Origin of the sequence: Microbispora sitophila (assembly GCF_014892245.1) — a bacterium.
Classification (GTDB): Bacteria; Actinomycetota; Actinomycetes; order Streptosporangiales; family Streptosporangiaceae; genus Microbispora; species Microbispora siamensis.
Window position 1 is genome coordinate 57841 of record NZ_JADBGC010000014.1, and the last position, 19202, is coordinate 77042.

At 72.8% G+C, this 19202-nt stretch carries 13 protein-coding genes; 5 read left to right on the plus strand and 8 right to left on the minus strand.

What is annotated here, in order from left to right:
* The 4 genes from IL992_RS25270 to IL992_RS25285 all read right to left on the minus strand — a co-directional run bounded on the left by IL992_RS25270 (position 1) and on the right by IL992_RS25285 (position 5805).
* On the minus strand, positions 1 to 966 hold the full coding sequence (locus IL992_RS25270; RefSeq protein ID WP_193205863.1) for a hypothetical protein: 966 nt from the start codon (positions 964 to 966) through the stop codon (positions 1 to 3).
* Between the two features lie 118 nt (positions 967 to 1084).
* Complete coding sequence (locus IL992_RS25275; RefSeq protein ID WP_319018813.1) at positions 1085 to 2761, minus strand: RNA polymerase sigma factor; 1677 nt, start codon at positions 2759 to 2761, stop codon at positions 1085 to 1087.
* A gap of 218 nt (positions 2762 to 2979) precedes the next feature.
* Positions 2980 to 5061 (minus strand): SpoIIE family protein phosphatase, encoded by a 2082-nt coding sequence (locus IL992_RS25280; RefSeq protein WP_193205865.1) that lies wholly within the window; start codon positions 5059 to 5061, stop codon positions 2980 to 2982.
* 177 nt (positions 5062 to 5238) lie between these two features.
* Positions 5239 to 5805, minus strand: a complete 567-nt coding sequence (locus tag IL992_RS25285; RefSeq protein ID WP_193205866.1) for an HhH-GPD-type base excision DNA repair protein — start codon at positions 5803 to 5805, stop codon at positions 5239 to 5241.
* A 101-nt stretch (positions 5806 to 5906) separates the two neighbouring features.
* On the opposite strand from IL992_RS25285, the gene IL992_RS25290 reads away from it, so the two are divergent.
* The 3 genes from IL992_RS25290 to IL992_RS25300 all read left to right on the plus strand — a co-directional run bounded on the left by IL992_RS25290 (position 5907) and on the right by IL992_RS25300 (position 8715).
* A complete protein-coding gene (locus tag IL992_RS25290; protein ID WP_193205867.1) occupies positions 5907 to 6161 on the plus strand; it encodes a hypothetical protein in 255 nt (84 codons plus the stop codon).
* 225 nt (positions 6162 to 6386) lie between these two features.
* Positions 6387 to 7889, plus strand: a complete 1503-nt coding sequence (locus IL992_RS25295; RefSeq protein ID WP_193206029.1) for a hypothetical protein — start codon at positions 6387 to 6389, stop codon at positions 7887 to 7889.
* A 67-nt stretch (positions 7890 to 7956) separates the two neighbouring features.
* The gene (locus tag IL992_RS25300; protein ID WP_193206030.1) at positions 7957 to 8715 is read left to right on the plus strand and encodes a LamB/YcsF family protein; all 759 of its coding nucleotides are present in this window, start codon (positions 7957 to 7959) and stop codon (positions 8713 to 8715) included.
* 74 nt (positions 8716 to 8789) lie between these two features.
* On the opposite strand, the gene IL992_RS25305 is transcribed toward IL992_RS25300, so the two are convergent.
* The 3 genes from IL992_RS25305 to IL992_RS25315 all read right to left on the minus strand — a co-directional run bounded on the left by IL992_RS25305 (position 8790) and on the right by IL992_RS25315 (position 14981).
* Positions 8790 to 10493, minus strand: a complete 1704-nt coding sequence (locus IL992_RS25305; RefSeq protein WP_193205868.1) for an ABC transporter family substrate-binding protein — start codon at positions 10491 to 10493, stop codon at positions 8790 to 8792.
* A gap of 101 nt (positions 10494 to 10594) precedes the next feature.
* On the minus strand, positions 10595 to 12943 hold the full coding sequence (locus tag IL992_RS25310) for an AAA family ATPase (RefSeq protein ID WP_193205869.1): 2349 nt from the start codon (positions 12941 to 12943) through the stop codon (positions 10595 to 10597).
* 124 nt (positions 12944 to 13067) lie between these two features.
* Positions 13068 to 14981 (minus strand): CHAT domain-containing protein, encoded by a 1914-nt coding sequence (locus IL992_RS25315; protein ID WP_226873758.1) that lies wholly within the window; start codon positions 14979 to 14981, stop codon positions 13068 to 13070.
* Between the two features lie 222 nt (positions 14982 to 15203).
* Between IL992_RS25315 and IL992_RS25320 the strand changes: the two genes are divergently transcribed.
* Complete coding sequence (locus IL992_RS25320; RefSeq protein WP_193205870.1) at positions 15204 to 16793, plus strand: MFS transporter; 1590 nt, start codon at positions 15204 to 15206, stop codon at positions 16791 to 16793.
* Positions 16794 to 16868: 75 nt separating this feature from the next.
* Entirely contained in the window at positions 16869 to 17627 is a 759-nt protein-coding gene (locus IL992_RS25325; RefSeq protein ID WP_193205871.1) for a DoxX family protein, read from the plus strand.
* A 52-nt stretch (positions 17628 to 17679) separates the two neighbouring features.
* Here the strand turns inward: IL992_RS25325 and IL992_RS46500 are convergent, their stop codons facing one another.
* The gene (locus IL992_RS46500; protein WP_226873759.1) at positions 17680 to 19131 is read right to left on the minus strand and encodes a serine/threonine-protein kinase; all 1452 of its coding nucleotides are present in this window, start codon (positions 19129 to 19131) and stop codon (positions 17680 to 17682) included.
* Positions 19132 to 19202 lie beyond the last annotated feature (71 nt).

Here is a 19202-nt window from a genome sequence, read left to right on the forward strand (position 1 = left end):
TCAGAGGTTGAGCCGGGCGCAGGCCCTGCGGTACTGCTGCGCCGGATCGCCGAGGTGCGACCAGGGCAGCCGACTGAAGCGGCCGCCCGTCCTGGCGAGGTGCCCGCGCGCCGGACGCCGGAGGTCGGACAGGTAGAAGGCGGCGCCGAAGACGTTGTGCGCCTCGACCGAACGCGGGTGCGCCCCGCCGAGGCGCCGCTCCGCCCAGTGACCGGCGGCCGAGACGATCTCGCGCTGCGCCTCGAAGGAGAACCAGCCGCCCCGGGACATGGGGGTGCGACCGGCGGCGACGATCTCGAAGTGGGCCAGCGGCACGAGTGCCGGGAGCGGGCTGCCCTCCGGGGCGTGCGCCGCGGCCGAGCGAGCGAAGCCGAGCATCTCCTGAGCGGTGCCGCCCCAGCCGGGCGACAGGGTGATCAGGCGGGCCAGCGCCCCCGAATACAGCGTCGGCCACCGGCGGGAGCATTCGTACCAGACGGCGTCCTTGTCGGTGCGCGGCCGGTCCAGGCCGATGGCCAGCCACATCAGGCATTCCCACGGCACCGGGTCGCCCGGCGCGAGCCCGGCCGCCGTCAGCAGCGGCTGCCTGGCCCGTTCCATCGCCGACCGGTAGGCGTGCAGCCGGTCCGCCTGCACCGCCCTGGCCCGTACGTCGGGCCGCAGCTCCCAGGCCTCCTCCAGGCGGGCCCGGCCGAGCCACAGCCAGAGGTCGGGGTTGCCCTGGTCGTGGGCGAGCAGCGCCTCGATCGACCGGCTCGCCCCGATGACGGCTCGCGACAGCGCCTCCACCCGCAGCGACCGCGTCTCCGGGTCGCCCCTGCTGTCCGCGAGGACGGCTGCCGCCGGTCTGAGGTCGCCCCGGGAGGCGGCCTCGACCGCCTCGTCGAGCATGGTGTCCGCCCACGGGCGGTCCGGGATCACTCGTGGCCCCCGAGCACGCGCCCGATCCACTTCGATCACTCCCATGAGGCGCGAGCCTAGGAGCGTCAACGTGCCCGTGGCGCTACCACGACGTTACCGCTGTGTAAACGTCGTCGTCCCCTCGGCCGTGGTGCGTGGCCGGGGGGACGATCGACTCGTTGCGTCAGTCCAGGTAGTCGCGCAGCACCTGGGAACGGGAGGGGTGGCGCAGCTTCGACATGGTCTTGGACTCGATCTGGCGGATCCGCTCGCGGGTCACGCCGTAGACCTTCCCGATCTCGTCCAGGGTCTTCGGCTGCCCGTCGGTGAGGCCGAACCGCATCGACACCACGCCCGCCTCCCGCTCCGACAGCGTGTCGAGAACGGAGTGCAGCTGCTCCTGCAGCAGCGTGAAGCTGACGGCGTCGGCCGGGACGATGGCCTCGGAGTCCTCGATGAGGTCGCCGAACTCGCTGTCGCCCTCCTCGCCCAGCGGAGTGTGCAGGGAGATCGGCTCGCGGCCGTACTTCTGCACCTCGATGACCTTCTCAGGGGTCATGTCGAGCTCGCGGGCCAGCTCCTCCGGCGTGGGCTCGCGGCCGAGGTCCTGCAGCATCTGCCGCTGGACGCGGGCCAGCTTGTTGATCACCTCGACCATGTGGACCGGGATGCGGATGGTCCGCGCCTGGTCGGCCATGGCCCGGGTGATCGCCTGCCGGATCCACCAGGTGGCGTACGTGGAGAACTTGTAGCCCTTGGTGTAGTCGAATTTCTCGACCGCGCGGATCAGGCCCAGGTTGCCCTCCTGGATCAGGTCCAGGAACAGCATGCCGCGGCCGGTGTACCGCTTGGCCAGCGAGACCACGAGGCGGAGGTTGGCCTCCAGCAGGTGGTTCTTGGCGCGGTGGCCGTCCTCGGCGATCCACTCCAGCTCGGCGCGGACGTCGACGGGCAGGCCGTCGGCCTCCTGGGCGAGCTGCTCCTCGGCGAACAGGCCGGCCTCGATCCGCTTGGCGAGCTCGACCTCCTGCTCGGCGTTGAGCAGCGGCACCTTGCCGATCTGCTTGAGGTAGTCCTTCACCGGGTCGGCGGTGGCGCCGGCCGCCGCGACCTGGGCGACGGGCGCGTCGTCATCGTCGTCGGTGAGGATCAGCACCTCGTCCTCGGACTGGACGAGCGCCTCGGCCTTGGGCTCGTCGCCGTCGGCCTCACCCTCGGCGTCGGTGTCGGAGTCTTCGGTCTCCACCTCGGCGTCGATCTCGACGTCCTCGACCTCGAGGTCGAAGTCCTCGATGTCGACGTCACCTTCGAGGTCGATGTCCTCGTCGTCCTCGGCGAGGTCGGCGGACTTCGGCTTGGTGTCGGCCTTGGGCGCCTTGGCCTCGGGACCCGTGGCGGGGGCCTCCGGCTTGGCGGGCGCGGCCTTCTTCGGCGGAGCGGGCTTGGCCGGAGCCTTGGCGGCGGGCGGCGCGGGCTTGGCCGGGGCGGGCTTCTTCGGCGCCGGCTTGGCGGCCGGCGCGGAGTCGGTCACCACGGCGGTCACAGTCTCCGGCTGCGACTCCTTGGCCGCCGCGGATTTGGTGGTCTTCTTGACGGGCGCGGTGGTGCGGCGCTTGGCTTGACCTCGAGAACGCTTGGGAGCCGCGGAGTCGGCGGCCGTCACCACGACGGTCACACCCTCCTTGCTGAGGCTGCGCAGGAATCCAGCGGCTTGCGACATCGGGATGTCCGCTTCCTCGAAGGCCTTGCGGACATCCTCGGACTCGAGGAAACCCTGCGAGCGCCCACGCTCGAGGAGCTGCTGAATCACTGGCTCGTTCAGCTCCGACGGCTTCGAGCGAGTCGAACTTGCAGGCGACACGAACACCTCTCGAACGAACGCATGGCGAGAATGGACCCAGGTGCTTCTTCTTTTCCGGTGGTGAGGTCGCGCAGACCGCGACATGCCATTGTGGCACGCCACGGTACGTGATACGGCCGCGTCCCGCCGGTTGCTCCTCCACCCTAGGCCGACCGAGACACTAGTGCGTACGGAAGGAGGTCACTGATACCCGAAAGCAACCGTTATGACTGTTTCATTCAGTCACTCTTCGTGGCCGGTGGAACGTGGACCGCGAGTACCGTTACGTCATCGTCCTGTTCATACCCGGACAGCATGTGGTCCACCAGGAAATCGAGCAGCATATTCGGGCTGTTCAGGACCTCCGGGGGCGCTTCGGCCACGACGGACGAAAGCTCCCTGAGCCCGGCGTCCAGCCCGCGCTTGCGGTTCTCCACCAGACCGTCCGAGTACAGAACGGCGGTGTGACCCGGCGGCACGCAGAACCGGAACTGCTTGCGGCTCGTGGCCCAGCCGAGCGGGGTGCCCGGCTCGGTCTCGTGCAGCAGCCCGACGCCCTGCGGCGAGACCAGCAGCGGCGGCGGGTGACCGGCCAGGGCCAGCGTGCCCTCCCCGGTCCCGGGCTCGACGACCATGTACGCCAGGGTGGTGACCTGCTCCTCCTCCTCGGTCGCCTCGAAGACGCGGTCGAGCCCCGTCAGCACCGCGGCCGGGGGCGGGTTGGTCAGCGCGAGCGCCCGCATGGCGTTGCGGATCCGGCCCATGCCGGCGGCGGCCTTGACGCCCTTGCCCATGACGTCGCCCACCACGGCCGCCACCCGGCCGTCCTGCAGGACGAACGCGTCGTACCAGTCGCCGCCCACCTGCACATGGCGCGAGCCGGAGCGGAAGCGGTGGGCCAGCATCAGGCCCCGCACCACCGGCAGGCGGTCGGGCAGCAGGCTGCGCTGCAGCGTCTCGGCCGTCTTGTGCTCGCGCTCGAACAGCGTGGCCCGCTCGACCGCGAGGGCGCACTGCCCGGCGAGGGCCTCCAGGAAGACGCCGTCCTCCTGAGAGATCTTCTGGGTCCGCGTGAACGAGAACCGCAGCGCGCCGAGCGCCCGCCCGGCCGCCAGCAGCGGCAGGCCCACCCAGGCCCGCTCGTCGGTCTGCGTGAGGAAGCCGGAGATCTGCGCCTCGTCGGCGCCGGCGTCCACGAGCTGGGCGCGCAGGCTGTCGGGCGACTCTGCGAAGACCGGGCGGCGGCTGTTGACCGCCATCGTCATCACGTTGGGGTTCGCGAGGTCGATCTCCTCGCCGCGGGTATCCGGGGTGCCGCCGCTGCTGATCAGCTTCAGCGTGGCCCGGTCCAGGTCGAGCAGGGCCACGGACGAGTGGTCGGCGGCGAGGGCCGTACGGCCGACGTCGATGATGACCTGCACCACCTGCTCGACCGTGAGCGCCTCGGCGAGCTGGGCGGTCGCGCCCTGGAGGCGGGCGGTGCGCAGCGCGGCGGCGCCGAGCTGGTCGGTGAGGCGGCCGCGCATCTCCTCGGCCTCACGCTGCGGCGTGACGTCGGTGTTCGCCCCGACCCACTCCACCACGCGGCCGTGCCTGATGATCGGCACGGCCCGGACCTCGAAGTGCCGGTAGCCGCTGGCCCGGGTGCGCACCCGGTAGCTCCACTCGAACATCGTCCGGCCGCGCAGCGCCTCGCGCCACGCCTCCTCGGTGCCGGGACGGTCGTCGGGGTGCACCGCGTCCAGCCAGCCGTGCGCGAGGTACTCCTCCAGGCCCTGGCCGGTGATGGCTCGCCACTGGGGCGCGTCCTCGGCCACCGCGCCACTGGGCGAGGTGATCCACACGAGCTGCTGCTGCGACTCCACGAGCGAGCGGTAGCGCTCCTCGCTGCGCTCCAGCACCTCCTCGTTCAGCTGCCGCTCGGTCACGTCGACCCCGAAGAGCGCCGTCCCGACGACGCCGTCGTCGCCGTGCATCGGGAAGAACGACACCGTCCAGTGGCGGGTGTCGCCGTTCTCGGCGCGGGTCCTGATCCGCTGGTCGGTGACCGGCAGCGCCTCGTCGGCGATCCGGCGCAGCGCCGCCTCGATCAGGGTGGTCAGGTCGGCCGGCAGCAGCTCGGCCGGTTGGCGGTCAAGATGCAACTCGACAGGATGGCCAGTCAGCTCGGTAAAGGTGGAGTTGACCCGGACGAAACGCCCATCCGGGTCGAAAAACGCGAAGGCAAACGGCGCCTCCGACATCAGGCCTCTGAAGAGGTCGGAGTCTGATATGTCCAAACCGGGCTCCCGGGGCCGGGGCACGGAGGTTTCGGCGCTCATGGTCGGCACCTCCGTCGCGTGCCAGCGTCTCCCACGAGGCACATCTCCATAACTGTGATTGGTAGCGCAGATCTGCCCTACATCATGGGCGATCGGCATGCGCGGACGGAAGCCCCGCCCGCCATGCGGTCAACGCATCCTGTCAAAAGACCGGCGTCTCGCGCAGGAAGATCCGGCCTACTTCTTGGCCGCCCGCTTCGCTTCCTGCTTGGTCGCGCGGACCAGCTGCAGGCTCTCGGCGTCCACGACGTCGGCCACCGACCGGTGCACCCCCTCCTCGCCGTACGGCCCGGCCGCCTCACGCCAGCCGTCCGGGCGCACACCGCACTGCTTGCCCAGCAGGGCCAGGAAGATCTGGGCCTTCTGCCGGCCGAATCCGGGGAGGGCCAGCAGCCGGCGCAGCAGTTCGGCGCCGTCGCGGACATCCTCCCATACCTTCTCGGCCGAGCCATCGTAGTGCTCGACGAGATAGGCCGCGAGCGCCTGGACGCGGGCCGCCATCGCCTTCGGATAACGGTGGACGGCGGGCGTCGCCGCGAGCAGGGCCGCGAACTGGTCAGGATCATAGGAGGCGATCTCACGCGCGTCCAGGTCGCGGCCGAGCCGGTCGGCGATCGCGCGGGGGCCCGCGAAGGCCCGCTCGAGCGGCACCTGTTGGTCGAGCAGCATGCCGATGAGCAGTGCGAGGGGGCTGCGGCCGAGCAGCTCGTCGGCCTCGGGATCCTGGGCGAGCCGGATTCGCATGGGTTCAGCTTCCCACGCGGCGGCCCGCGAAGGGTTGACACCGCCGGGGAAAGAGGTGGAATAAGGGGCGGCAGGTCCCCATTCAGCGAGGAATGCAGTCCATGCCCGTACTCGCAGCACTGAACAGTGGCGGCCCATCACCGGAGCCGGGTCTTCGTGAACCGGCGGAACTCGTGACCCACCGGCTGGCCGCGGAATTCCTGACCGTCCCCCTGTCCGCAGTCGCCCGCTGCGTCGCCGACGCCTGGGCCTGCGGCGAGCATCTGGGGCTCGACGTCACTCCGGAGATCGTCGAACGGGTCGCCCGGGAACGCCTCCTGGGTATGGTGAACTCGGCGCCGCCTTCCCGGAGGTGAGGCACCCCGCGGCGCTCCCGCGGCCGTCGCCCCGGCCCGCCGCCGTACGGCGGGAGAGGCTGGAGCGGCAGATAACGGGGAAGTCACCGGGCCGTGTTCCTGATGCCCTTCTCGGCGGGAATGCGAGAAGGTGGTCACCGTGAGCGAGCGGAGCGAGATCTCGTGAGTCGCCGGCGCCGACGTGACCCCCGGGAGACCCGGCCGCCGGACGACGTGTTCGCGGAGATGCTGCTGGCGGCCAGGGAGCTGCTCGCCGTGCGCAGCCCGCTCGACGCCGAGCTCATGGTCTCCGACATGCTCGGCGCGTGGTGGGGCAGGCGGCTGCGCGGCGGCGACGTCGAGCAGATCCTCGGCGAGGGCCTGGTGGACTACGCGGCCAAGGCCGGCACGCCGGCCGCGCTCACCCTGCTCATCTCCGTCGCCTACCTCGGCACCGCCCGCCAGGCGGCCAAGGCGGAGGGCGCGGCGCTCGCGCTGATGGAGTCCGACGTCGCCCGGCCCCGCTGGGCGGACCGCGTCGGCGCCGTCAAGCCGACCGGCTGCTACGTCTCCAGGGACGTGTACGGCGACCAGGACACCGTGGTGTGCACGTTCGCCTACAACGGTGAGGACAGGCACGCGCTGGTCGTGGTCGTCGACTACAACATGGGCGGCATGGCCCGCGACGCCTGGGTGTCGTCGCAGGTCGACAAGCTGCTGGAGCAGGCCAGGCTGGAGGCGGCGGGCAACGCGCTGCTGCGGTTCGAGGAGCTGGAGCCGCAGCAGGCGCGGGCGCTGCTGGAGTTCGCGATGAAGGCGACCCGGGCCGCCGCGCACGGCCGCACGGGCCCGAAGCTGGTGAGCGACAGCTACAGCGCCTACCACGCGTTCGCGCGGGCCCGCGTCAAGGCGCTGCCGCCAGGGCGGATGCGGCCCGCCCCCGCGCACACCGAGGCCCCCTACAGCCGTGACCGCCGGGCGATGCTGGCGGCCGAGTTCCTCGCCTCGGACGCGGCGGAGAACCTGTCGGACCCCTCGGCCGCCTCCCGGTGCGCCGACCACATCATCGACTACGGCTGCGACCAGGACTTCGGCCGGCCGATGCGGGTGAGCCCGACCAAGTGCGAGACGTTCCTGCTCGACTGGCTGCCCCGCAAGGTCCTGCTCACCCCGGCGGAGCAGGACGCCATGCCGCACGTGCTGTCGGCGTGGGTGCGTTTCGCCGGCCCCCGGATCGGACTGCCCGACGAGGGCGTACGGGCGACGCTCGACGCGGTCTGGGAGGCGACGGCCCGCTTCACCGAGGCCTACCGGGACCCGGCCACCTTCGGGCTCGACCGCTCTCTCGTGGAACGGCTGCTGCCCGACGGCGACCTGTCCGCGCTGGCCCGGCGCGCGTTCGCGTTCCCCCTGCTGCAGGGCATGCGCGGCTCGACCAACCTCGACCTGCTGAACCCGGCGGACGAGGCCGACCGGCGCATCCTGCTGGAGATCGACCACGCCGACGAGCTGGGCCGTCCGGACCTGGAGGAGCACCTCGCCTGGCACGAGGAGATCGCGGGCCGGCTGTGGGTCGGCGACCCGCCGCAGCTGTGGGAGGCCGCCCAGCGCCTGATCGACCTGGGGCACGACCGGCACGACGTGCTGCACGTCCTCATCGAGATCGCCGAGCGGATCGGCGACCATCCTGACGAACTGGCCGCCGCCCTGGACGACATCGCCGACATCCCGGACGAACCTCCAACCTGACGTCGGGAACTCCTCCCCCTGCGGCAGGATGGACACGGCACCTGGGGGTGAGCGGTTGAAGAAAGTGATGGACCTGAACGCCGATCTCGGAGAGGGTTACGGGATCTGGCGACTCGGGGACGACGTGGCCCTGCTCGACCTGGTGACGAGCGCCAACGTGGCCTGCGGCTTCCACGCGGGCGACCCGCTGATCATCCGGCGCACCTGCGCGGCGGCGGTGGACCGCGGCGTGGCGATCGGCGCGCAGGTCTCCTACCGCGACCTGGCCGGCTTCGGCCGCCGGGAGATGGAGGTGGACCCGGAGGAGCTGTGCTCCGACGTCCTCTACCAGGTCGCCGCCCTGGACGGCATCGCCAGCTCGATGGGCGGGCGGGTGTCGTACGTGAAACCGCACGGCGCCCTGTACAACCGCGCCTGCCGTGACGAGGAGCAGGCGGAGGCCGTGGTGGCCGCCGTCACGGCCTTCACGCCCGCCGCCGCCGCGCTGCCGATCCTCACGCTGCCCGGGTCGGCCCTCTCGCGGGTGGCCGCCCGGCACGGCGTGCCGACGGTGGCCGAGTGCTTCGCCGACCGCGCGTACACGCCGGAGGGGACCCTGGTGCCCCGGCGGCGGCCGGGGGCGGTGCTGCACGACCCGGACGAGGTCGCGGCCCGCGCCGTGCGCATGGCCACGGAGGGCGTGGTGACGACGATCGAGGGCGGCGAGGTGCGTGTCGGCGCCCGGTCGGTCTGCGTGCACGGGGACACGCCCGACGCCGTCCGGATCGCCGCCGCCGTGCGCGAGGCGCTCGTGGAGGCGGGCGTGACCGTGGAGCCGTTCACGTGACCCTCGGGGCCGCGGGCGGGCACGCGGCGCCGGGGGCCGGATCGGCTCGCCGGAGGCGGCCCGCCTGCGGCCGTTCAGGAGGCGTAGCCGATGTCCTCATACCTGAGGTCGAAGAACCCGTTGGCCCCGATGTTGGCCAGCGCGGACCGCACGGCCACGCCCTGCGGGCACTGGTAGAGCGGCAGCACGTTGACCTTCTTCCAGACCAGCCGGTCGGCCTCGTTCAGCAGGCCGGGCACCTTGTCGGAGTCGAGCGTGCTGCCGGCGCGGTACATGGCCTCGTCGATCTGCTTGCTCCCGCTGCGCCCGAGGTTGGAGTACCACTGGACGTCGTCGCCCCGGCCGCCGCTCTCGCCGTCCGCGTAGATGTCGAAGGCGCTCGACACCGGGAACGGCGTGCTCGGGTAGGCGAAGGCGGTGATGTCGAAGTCGCCCGGGATGAGGTGCTTGCCGAAGAAGTCGTCGAAGGGCACCTTGCGCACGTCGACCCGGATGCCCACGCGCAGGAGCATCTGCCGGGCGACGTCGGCCTCGACGCCGCTCATGACGATGCCGTCGGGGACGACGAAGCGCAGCGTGAGCGGTTTGCCGTTCTTCATGCGGGTCTTGCCCGACAGCTTCCAGCCCGCCTGGTCGAGCAGCCGCCCGGCCCGCTTCGGGTCGTAGCCGCCGATCTCCCCGGCGTTGGCGTGGTAGCCGTACTGGCTGTTCATGAGGAAGTGGTTGTCCAGCGTCACGGTCGGCCAGCCGAGGCCCTTGAGGTCCACCTGCATGAGACCGCGGCGGTCGAGCGCCGCCGCGACGGCCTCGCGCACCCGCGCGTCGGCCAGGGCCGGGCTCTCGCCGTTGAAGGTGAGCTGCCGGTACTGCGTGCCCGCGGCCTGCCGGACCACGGCGTCCCAGGCCTCCCTGACCCGCGCGTAGTCGTCGGAGGACGGGCCCACCTCGAAGACGTCCACGTCCCCCTTGGTGAACGCGTGGACCATCTGGTCGGGACGCACGGCCCGGAACACGATGCTGTCCAGCTTGGCCCGGTTGCCCCACCAGGCGGGGTTGCGGGTGAGCGTGACCGTCCTGCCCTTGACGTCGAGGCGCTCCACGCGGAACGGCCCCGCGGTCACCGGGATGCGGTTGATCCAGTCGGCGTCGAACGCCGCCGCGGACGCGTTGGTGGTGCTGGGATACAGCGGCGTGAACAGGGACTGCCACTCGTTGAACGGCTGGGCGAGGGTGACCACCACCTCGCGGTCGCTCGCCCCCCTGGCCACGCTCTGGATGTTCTCGTACGCGATGGTCGAGTCGACCCGGTAGTCCCGGTCCCGGCCGCTCATGGCCTTCCACTGCGCGGCGAAGTCCGTCCAGGTGATCGGCCTGCCGTCCGACCACTTCGCCTTGGGGTTGATGGAGTAGGTGATGACCTGCCGAGGGGAGGTGGCGGTGATCCTGGCGTTGGTCACGTAGTCGGTGTCGAGGGTCAGCCGCCCCCGCTCGTCCGACCGGAACGTGCGGGGCATCAGCGCGTCCGTCACCGCCTTGACGGCGGTGCTGTCGCCGTCGACGTGGTTGCGGTTCCACTGGGCCGGGAAGTCGGTGAGCCCCCACCGGAGCGTGCCGCCGTCCTTGACCTTGTCGCGGGCCAGCGGGTTGATGTCGTACGCCTTGACCGGGGAGGGGGCGAGCCCGCTGTCCGGTTCGCCCGGCCCTCGCTGCACGCCGCAGGCACCGGCGGCCCACAGAGCGGCCAGTGCGGCCAGGGCAACCGGCCATCGTGCTCTCACGTGCTTCTCCGATCCTCCAGCTACCTTGCGCAGTCGATTAGTAGCAGGAAGTGACGGCCTGCGGCCATCGGGACACGCGTCCGGGAGGTTTCCCTACGACATCAGGACAACTCGTCTACCGCGCTGCGGACGTCCTCGCTGGTTATCGTCGTCAGCTCGGCGGCGTTCGCCGACCCCTGCTCGGCGAGGCGGACGTCGCGCCGCAGCGCGGCCCGCTCGTACAGGGAGCGCGCGAAGCGGCCGTTGCCCAGCCCGTCGATGAGCCTCTCCCGGCAGACCCAGTCGAAGACGTCGGCGAGGTCGCGCGCGGCCGAGGCGTCGAACCTGTCGCCGCTCCCGGCGGCCAGCAGCTCCGCGATCTCGGTCAGCTCGGACGGCGAGTAGGAGGGGAACGACACGCGCTGGTTGAACCGGGAGGCCAGGCCGGGGTTGGTCGCCAGGAACGCGTCCATCTCGCGCTCGTAACCGGCCAGGATGATGACCACGCGGTCGCGGTCGTCCTCGGCGCGCTTCAGCAGGGTCTGCACCGCCTCGGCCCCGAAGGCGTCGCCCCCGGAGTAGCCGGTGTTGACCAGGCTGTAGGCCTCGTCGATGAACAGCACGCCGCCGAGCGCCCGGTCGACCAATTCGTTGGTCTTGATCGCGGTGGCGCCGAGGTGCTGGCCGACCAGGTCGGCCCGCGACGCCTCGACCACGTCGGGCCGGGCCAGCAGGCCCAGCGCGGAGAAGATCCGGCCGAGGATCCGCGCGACGGTCGTCTTGCCCGTGCCCGGAGGGCCGACGAACACGAAGTGCCGCATCTGCGACTGGACCGGCAGGCCCTGCTCCTGGCGCATCCTGGCCACCTTGAGCTGGGCGGTGATCGCGTGGACCTGCCGCTTGACCGGTTCGAGACCGGCCATCCTGTCGAGGTCCGCGAGCGCCTCGTCCAGGGTCGGGGTGACCTGGTAGCCGCGGTATCGCGCGGTGATCTCGTTGAACGCCTTGGTCACGTCGTCCGCGGTGGTGGTGACCAGGTCCTCGCCGCGCGGCGCCCCGCCCGCGCTCACCACGCGCACGTCACGGGCCTGCGCGGCGGCCTCGGCGAGGCTGCGGGCGAAGCGGGCGTTGCCGAGGTCGTCGACGAGCCCCCGGCGCTCCACGTCCTCGAACAGCCGGCGCAGCACGGGACGGGCCTCGGGGGCGAGCCGGTCCCCCCGGCGCTCCTGCAGCGCCTCGGTGATCTCCAGCAGTTCCGCGGGGCTGTAGCTGGGGAAGCGCACCCGGGTGGCGAAGCGGCTCGACAGCCCCGGGTTGGACGCGAGGAAGTCGTTCATCTCCCGCTCGTAGCCGGCCAGGATGACGATGAGCCGGTCACGGTCGTCCTCGGCCCGCTTGAGCAGCGTCTGCACGGCCTCCGCGCCGAACCGGTCGGGCTGGCCGTCGCCCGAGTTGATGAGGCCGTACGCCTCGTCCACGAACAGGACGCCGCCGAGCGCGCGGTCGATCAGCTCGTTGGTCTTGATCGCCGTGGCGCCCAGGTACTCCCCCACGAGGTCGGCCCGCTGCGCCTCGACCACGAACGGCGTCTCCAGCAGCCCGAACGCGTAGAAGATCTTGGCGAGCGATCTGGCGACGCTGGTCTTGCCGGTGCCGGGAGGACCGACGAACACGAAGTGGCGCATCGGCCGCTCGTTGGCGTAGCCCGCCTCCCTGCGCAGCCGGGCCGCCTCGATCGACGCGGCGATGGCGCGCACCTGCTCCTTGACCGGTTCGAGGCCGATCATGGACTCCAGCTCAGTGAGCGCCTGCTCGACCGTGATGGGCGGCGGAGCGCCGCTCTCGGCCGCGGCGGGCTGGTGGCCGCCGGCCCTGGCACGCACCTGCACCTGGGTCTCCGCGCCCGCCGCCTCCCGCTCCGCCTCCGCGCGCACCCTGCGGGCCAGCACCAGGCGGTAGAGGAGCACCGCGGCGGCCACGCCGTACGCGCCCCACAGGGCGGCGGACGGCGAAAGCGGCGACAGCGACAGCGCGACGACCCCGGCGGGCGCGAGGGACACCAGCGTCGTCAGCCACGGCGGCACCCACCGGATCAGGTGGGCCGCGCCGCCGGCCAGCGCGCCCAGCAGCATCAGCAGGCCGGGCACGATCGACTGCCCGCCGAACACGCCCATGAACAGCGGCAGCAGCAGGCCCCACCCGGCGAGCACGAGCACGGTCGCGGCGGCGCGCGGATAGCTGAGCGCCAGCGCGAGGAAGCACAGCGCCAGGAACGTGTAGATGAACGTGGGCGCCAGCGACCAGTTGAGCGCCGCGGCCACTCCCATGGTGGCGACGAGCAGCACCACGAACAGCGCGCGTCGCGCGAACGGCGGAAGTTGGAAATAACGGAAACGCACCTGTTCGAACAGATCACGGGCCGCAGTCCGGCTTAAGAGGCTCGCCGCCCGTGCCCTGTCGGAGTCCCGCATCGACGCCTCCCCGCTTCGACCCCGGTTATACCGCACGTGCGAACGGAATGGGTGGACCCATGCGGCGCGGTGGACGACGCACGTCGCCGGAACGGGCCGCCCGCCCGAGTCGCGCGATCCGCGGCTACCGCGTGGTGCGGGCCTGGTGGCGTCCGGGGTACTCGCGCATCAGGACCTGCCGCGGCGTGACCCGCAGCACGTCGTCGTCCGGCACGGCGACGCCCCGTACCTCTGCCCAGAACCGCGGGTCCCCCACGAACAGGACCACGCGCGGGTCGCGCCGCACCGCGTCCCACGCCTCGTCGCCGGCGATGAGGCGGAACTCGCCCGCGGGGGTCACCGAGGTCACGGCGCTCACCGCGAGCGCGCGCGGGCCGTCCGCCCCGATGCAGGCGAGGACCACGTTCCGGGAGTAGGCCGCGGCGTGCCGCACCTCCTCGCTGAGACCGGCCGAGGGGGTCAGGTCGCCGGGAATCCGGGTGCCGCGCGACTCGGACGGCACGAGCGAGGCGCGCCACGGGCCCGGACCGCCGCGCCACCAGGCGCGTGCGGCGCGCACCGCGAAGGCCGCCGCCCCGAGCGCCAGCGCGCCCCAGGCACAGCGCCACAGGGCCACGACGGCGGGGCCCGGCCCCGCGAGGGTCTCCGCCGCACCCGCGGCGACCGCGCAGAGGGCGGCGCCGGCCGGGGCGGTGAGCGCCACGGCGAGCCACCGGTCGTGCGGCCGGGGCACGCCCGTCGTCCGCACCCGCAGCAGCCCCGCCGGGACCGCCAGGCACACGACGGCGGCGAGGGGCGCGCCGGTCACGAAGGGGACCAGCATGAGCGCCGCGGTCGCCTGCCACGAGCGGGCCACGACGATCCAGAACGTGACGGCGACGTCGCGCGACGCCGCCCGGTCGGCCGTCGCGATCCGATCCCGATCGGCGGCGCCCGGCCCGGGGGGTACGGGTGACGCGGGCGGCACGGACGACACGGGCAGCGCGACGGCGAAACGCCTCAGCGCGGCGACCGGGCGGCCCCGCCACGTCTCGGCCAGGAGCCTGACGGCGAGCGCCGCGGCGGGGTTCAGGAGCACGAGCCCGGTCGCCCCCGCCCAGACCTCGCCCACCTCCTGCAGCGAACCCGGCCTCGGCTCCGGCAGCGTGGCCAGCCCGGCCACGTACGCCGCCGGGGTGAGCAGCCCGAGCGCGACCGACAGGCAGAGCCGAAGGTCGCGCCGGAGCATGCCGGGCACGTACGCCCAGGCGCCCACACGCGTCGCCTGCCGGACGCAGACCGCGAGGACGGCCGCGAGCGCCAGCGCGCCGCCGATCCGCGCCTCGCCATGCATGCCGGGGAGCCGATGCGTGCCGGGGAGAAGTCCCAGGCCGGGCAGTACGACGGCCACGCAGATCCCGGCCGTCGCGACCGTGAGGATCACGCGCACCTGCCGCGACCAGGTCTCCAGGGCGCGCCGCGCCCGGCCGGTGTCGCGGGGATCGGCCTCCCAGGCGGGGTCGTGGTGGTCGCGCGGACGCTGCCAGCGCAGCAGCGTGAGGCCGAGGTTCACCCACGCCGCCGGGTGGTCCCCGCGCCTGCGCAGCGCCTCGCCGTACGCCCGGACGGCCCCGTCGTGGTCGCCGCGCAGCAGCGCGAGGTCGCCGCACAGCACGTGCGGGTCGGGCTCGTCGGGGGCGAACCGGACGGCACGCCGGGCCTCCGCCCACGCCTCCCGCCACCGTCCGGGGAGCCGCCGCAGCGCGCTCGCGAGCCGCAGCCGCGCCGCCCAGGAGCCGGGCGCGAGCCGTACGGCCTCCCGCGCCGCCGCGACCGCCTCGGTGTCGCGGCCGAGACGCTCCAGGGCCGCGCCGGCCAGGCGATGCCCCCATTCGTCCTGCGGATCGCGGCCGATCGCCTGGCGCGCCGCTTCCAGCGCCGCCTCCGGCTGGTCGTGCGACAGCCGGGCCACCGCGACGGCGCACCAGGCGCGGGGGTCGGCGCGGTCGAGCGGGGGCGGCACCGGGGACGCATCACATCCGTCGATATCGCTCCCCACGACCGCATGATCCGTTGCGGTCGCCCGCTTGCCTAGACGCGGGATATATACCTATAGCTCTCTAGAGAGCCGGATTGCTCCGCTTGATCACCTGGGGTGATACGGATCCGGCGATATGTTCCCGACATCACCGGAAGGGCTGAGAGATCCGCTTCCCATGGCCTAAGCTGCCACGCATGTTCCAGCGGGCCGGGATCTTGGGGCAGGAGCACTGAGCGGACTATGATCATGGTTTCGGTCGAGTCCGCCACCGTCCGCGCCGCGGGCGCCCTACGTGAGCACCGGGCGAGCCGGTGGTCGGTGCTCGTGCTCCTGTGTTTCAGCCTGCTCCTGATCGCGGTCGACGCGACCGTGCTGCACATCGCCGTCCCGGCGCTCACCGCGGCCCTGGAGCCGTCGTCCGTGCAGCTCCTGTGGATCATCGACATCTACTCGCTGGTCGTCGCCCCACTGCTGGTGACGTTCGGCACGCTGGGCGACAGGTACGGCAGGCGGGCCTTCGTGCTCGGCGGCTACGTGGTGTTCGGCCTGGCCTCGCTGTCGGCCGCGTTCGCCGCGACGCCGCTCGCGCTCATCGTCTCGCGGGCCTTCCTCGGCGTCGGCGGCGCGATGATCATGCCGGCGACGCTCTCGATCATCCGGCAGGTGTTCACCGACCGGCGCGAGCGGGCGATCGCGCTCGGTGTCTGGAGCGCCGTCGCCGCCGCGGGAGCGGCCGTCGGGCCGCTGATCGGCGGGGTCCTCGTCGAGCACCTGTGGTGGGGCGCGGTCTTCCTCATCAACGTGCCGCTGCTGCTGGTCGCGTTGCCGCTCGCCGTACGGATCCTGCCGGCGTCGCCGCGCCGGGCCGACCACCCGTGGGACGCGCTGAGCGCGGCGCTGTCCACCCTGGGCATCCTGGCCGTCGCGTTCGGGCTGAAGGAGGCGGGGTCGGGGCACACCCTGGGGCGCGGTCCCTCGCTCGCCGTGCTCCTGGCCGGCGTCGTGCTGCTCGTCTGGTTCGTGCGGCGGCAGCGGCGGCTGCCGTTCCCCCTGCTCGACGTCGGGCTGTTCGCCCAGCGCGGCTTCGCGACCGGCGTGGGCTGCGTGCTGCTGGCCATCTTCGCGCTGGTCGGGCTGGAGCTGATGCTGGCGCAGTATCTCCAGCTCGTGCTGGGGCTGTCGCCCCTGGAGGCCGCCGTGCGGATGCTGCCGCTCATGGTCGCGGCCATCGCGGGCGGCCTGGCCGCCGCGCACGTGCTGGGGCGTGCCGGGCTGCGCGCGACGGTCGGCGGCGGCCTCGCCCTGACCGCGCTGTCCCTCACCCCGGTGCTGACCTGGGGCACCGAGCAGCATCCGGTGATGCTGGCGGTCTGCTTCGTGGGGATCGGCTTCGGCGTCGAGGTCGCCCTGCTGGCGGCGTCGGACACCATCATGGCCACGGTGCCGGAGTCGCGGGCCGGCGGCGCCGCCGCGATCGAGGAGACGGCCTACGAGCTCGGAGCGGGCCTCGGCATCGCCGTCCTCGGGACGATCACCACGATCGTGTACGCCCCCTCCCTCACGACCGTCCCCGGGATCCCGGCCGGGCTCATGGCGCAGGCGCGTGAGTCGCTGGCCGCGGCCGCGCACGTGGCCGACGAGACCGGCGCCACCGGAGCCGCGCTGCTGGACGCCGCCCGCTCGGCCTTCGTCACCGCCCTGCACTCCACCATCGTCGTCAGCGTGGCGCTGCTCGCGCTCACCGCGCTGGCCGTGGCCCTGTTGCTCCCCCGCCACGTTCCCACCCCCGCGAACGCCGACGCCGAGGAGTCCGACGGCGTACGGACCTGAGCCGGCCGGGCGCATGACGGGGGCGCAGGCGGGGAAGTGTCCGGGCAAGTCACCCCCCACCCAGGATGAGAAGCCGTGAAGAGAACCCTGCACGACTTAGCCTCGCTGGCCGCCCGCATGGGCGTCGGCGGGATCTTCTTCGCCAACGGCTGGCAGAAGCTCGAAGCCGGCCTCAACGCCACCGCCGACCAGTTCAGCGCGCTCCAGGCCCCGCTGCCCCGCGTGTGGGCGCCGGTGACCATGCTGACCGAACTGGTGGGCGGCACGCTGCTGATCGCGGGCCTCGCCGTGCCGGTCGTCGGGCTGCTGCTGTTCGCCGAGGCCCTCGCGGTGTTCGTGCTCACGGCCGGGGACACCGGCCTGCCGCTCACCGGGGGCGACATCGAACTGATCGTGGCCCTCGGGGCCGCCTCCGTGCTGCTGGCCGTCACCGGCGCGGGCCGGATCTCGGCCGACCACATGGTGGTCATCAAACGGCGCGAGGCCGAGGCGGCCGGGGAGTTCGCCGCCGACGCGGAGGCCGACGCGGTCATCGCGGCGCTGCGCCCGCCACGGCCCGGCGAACCGGGCGCGGGCGAATCCCCGCCCCGGCCCGCCCCGCCCGGACCCGCTCCCGCGGAGCGACAGCCCACGCCCACCCCCTCTGATGATTCGCCCACGTCGCCTCCGGCGGCCGGCGTGAGTGCGGGCTCCACCGCCGCCGGGACGACGGCCGCGGAGCGGCCCGGCGAGGAGGCTCCGGCCACGACGGCCGTACGCAAGGCCGCGCCCCGGCAGCGGCGTGCGAGGCGGGAGGACGACACGACCACGGAGAGCCGGGCCGAGGCTCACTGACGCGGGTCCGGCATGGCGGCCACGGGCGCGGCCCCGGCGTGCGGGATGCGGATCAACGGGAGCGGCGGAGCACTATGGACACCACGGCCAGCGCCATGAGGACGAGGCAGATCATCACGGCGAGGTACCACCCGTAGGCGAGTGACACGTCGGCACTCATCCCGAAGGTGCCGCGCAGCCCGTCGAGCCGTGTGTTCCTGAGGGCGGAGGGCAGGGTGGCCGCCAGTTTGCCCTGCCCGTCGAGCCGCAGCAGCGCGTCGAGCGACATGTCCCAGAGCTCGTCGTGCAGGTTCATCGCGGAGCCGGCGAGGGACAGGACGACGAAGCCGCAGGGGACGGCCGCCCACCCGGCGGACACGGCTCGCGTGAACGCGCTCGTGAGCGAGATCGCGAGCGCGAGCGCCGCCGCGACGATCGTGAGAACTCCCCAGATTCCCGTCCGCCCTGTCAGGTCCACGACGGCGACCGCGTGATCTCTCTGCGAGACCTCGGCCTCCGCCCAAGGGAGGAACGCCGTGGCGCCGAGAAGCAGGGCCCCGGCCGCGCCGGCCCATGCCACCGCCCGATGACCGGCAGAAAGCGGTGCGCGCGCCACGGCCGGTGGCCCGGTGGGAGACGGGGTGGCGGCATCGGGGTGGGAGGTGGAGGCGCGGGCTCCTTCCACGAGCAGGGTGTCGGCGGGATGGTCACCGCCGAGCAGGCGCAGCAGGATCTGCCGGGCGGTGGGGCGGCGAACGGGGTCCTTGGCCAGGCAGCCGGTGAGGATCTCCCGCAGCGGCCCGGTCAGGGCGCCGGTCGGGGGCCCGAGGTCGGGGTCGGCGTGCAGGATGCGGTTCATGACCGCGGGGATGGAGTCCTGCCCGAACGGGGTGACCCCGGTGGCGGCGTAGGCGATCGTGCAGGCCCAGGCGAACACGTCGGCCGCCGGTCCGGCCACCCGCCCGGCGATCTGCTCCGGGGCCATGTAGGCGGGGGTGCCCACGACCGCGCTGGACATGGTGCCGGTGGCGTCCAGCGCCCGCGCGATCCCGAAGTCGATCACCCGGGGCCCGTCGGGGCCCATGATCACGTTGCCCGGCTTGAAATCCCGGTGCACCACCCCGGCCTCGTGAATGGCCGCCAGCGCGGTCACCGTCGCGATCGCCAGGCGCTCCAGCCCACTGCCCCGCACCGGCCCGTGCGAGGCGATCACCTGAGCGAGCGAGGGACCCTCCACGAACTCGCTGACGATGTGGGGACGATCCCCCGTCACATCGGCGTCCAGCACCCGTGCCGTGCAGAACGCCGCCACCCTGCGCGCGTGGTCAAGCTCGGCCGCGAACCGCGCCCGCGCCCGGTCGTCCCCGGCGAACCGCGCGTGCAGCAGTTTCACCGCCACCGGCTCGCCGCCCGGGGCCAGGCCCTGGTACACGGTTCCCTGGCCGCCCTCGCCGAGCAGGCCGACCAGCCGGTAGGCGCCCACCTGCCGCGGATCGTCGGCACGAAGCGCCCGTAACCCCGCCATGTCCCCCTCCCGTGCCGGACGGGGGCGACACTACCGGAGAAGCGATCATCATTGTGGTCCCAGTCGAGTGG

Excerpts from the sequence above, each read along its gene's own strand:
- IL992_RS25280 (WP_193205865.1), bottom strand. The coding sequence starts at position 5,061 with ATGAGCGCCGAAACCTCCGTGCCCCGGCCCCGGGAGCCCGGTTTGGAC.
- IL992_RS25300 (WP_193206030.1), top strand. The coding sequence starts at position 7,957 with ATGGACCTGAACGCCGATCTCGGAGAGGGTTACGGGATCTGGCGACTC.
- IL992_RS25270 (WP_193205863.1), bottom strand. The coding sequence starts at position 966 with ATGGGAGTGATCGAAGTGGATCGGGCGCGTGCTCGGGGGCCACGAGTG.
- IL992_RS25320 (WP_193205870.1), top strand. The coding sequence starts at position 15,204 with ATGATCATGGTTTCGGTCGAGTCCGCCACCGTCCGCGCCGCGGGCGCC.
- IL992_RS25310 (WP_193205869.1), bottom strand. The coding sequence starts at position 12,943 with ATGCGGGACTCCGACAGGGCACGGGCGGCGAGCCTCTTAAGCCGGACT.
- IL992_RS25285 (WP_193205866.1), bottom strand. The coding sequence starts at position 5,805 with ATGCGAATCCGGCTCGCCCAGGATCCCGAGGCCGACGAGCTGCTCGGC.
- IL992_RS25295 (WP_193206029.1), top strand. The coding sequence starts at position 6,387 with ATGCTGCTGGCGGCCAGGGAGCTGCTCGCCGTGCGCAGCCCGCTCGAC.
- IL992_RS25290 (WP_193205867.1), top strand. The coding sequence starts at position 5,907 with ATGCCCGTACTCGCAGCACTGAACAGTGGCGGCCCATCACCGGAGCCG.
- IL992_RS46500 (WP_226873759.1), bottom strand. The coding sequence starts at position 19,131 with ATGGCGGGGTTACGGGCGCTTCGTGCCGACGATCCGCGGCAGGTGGGC.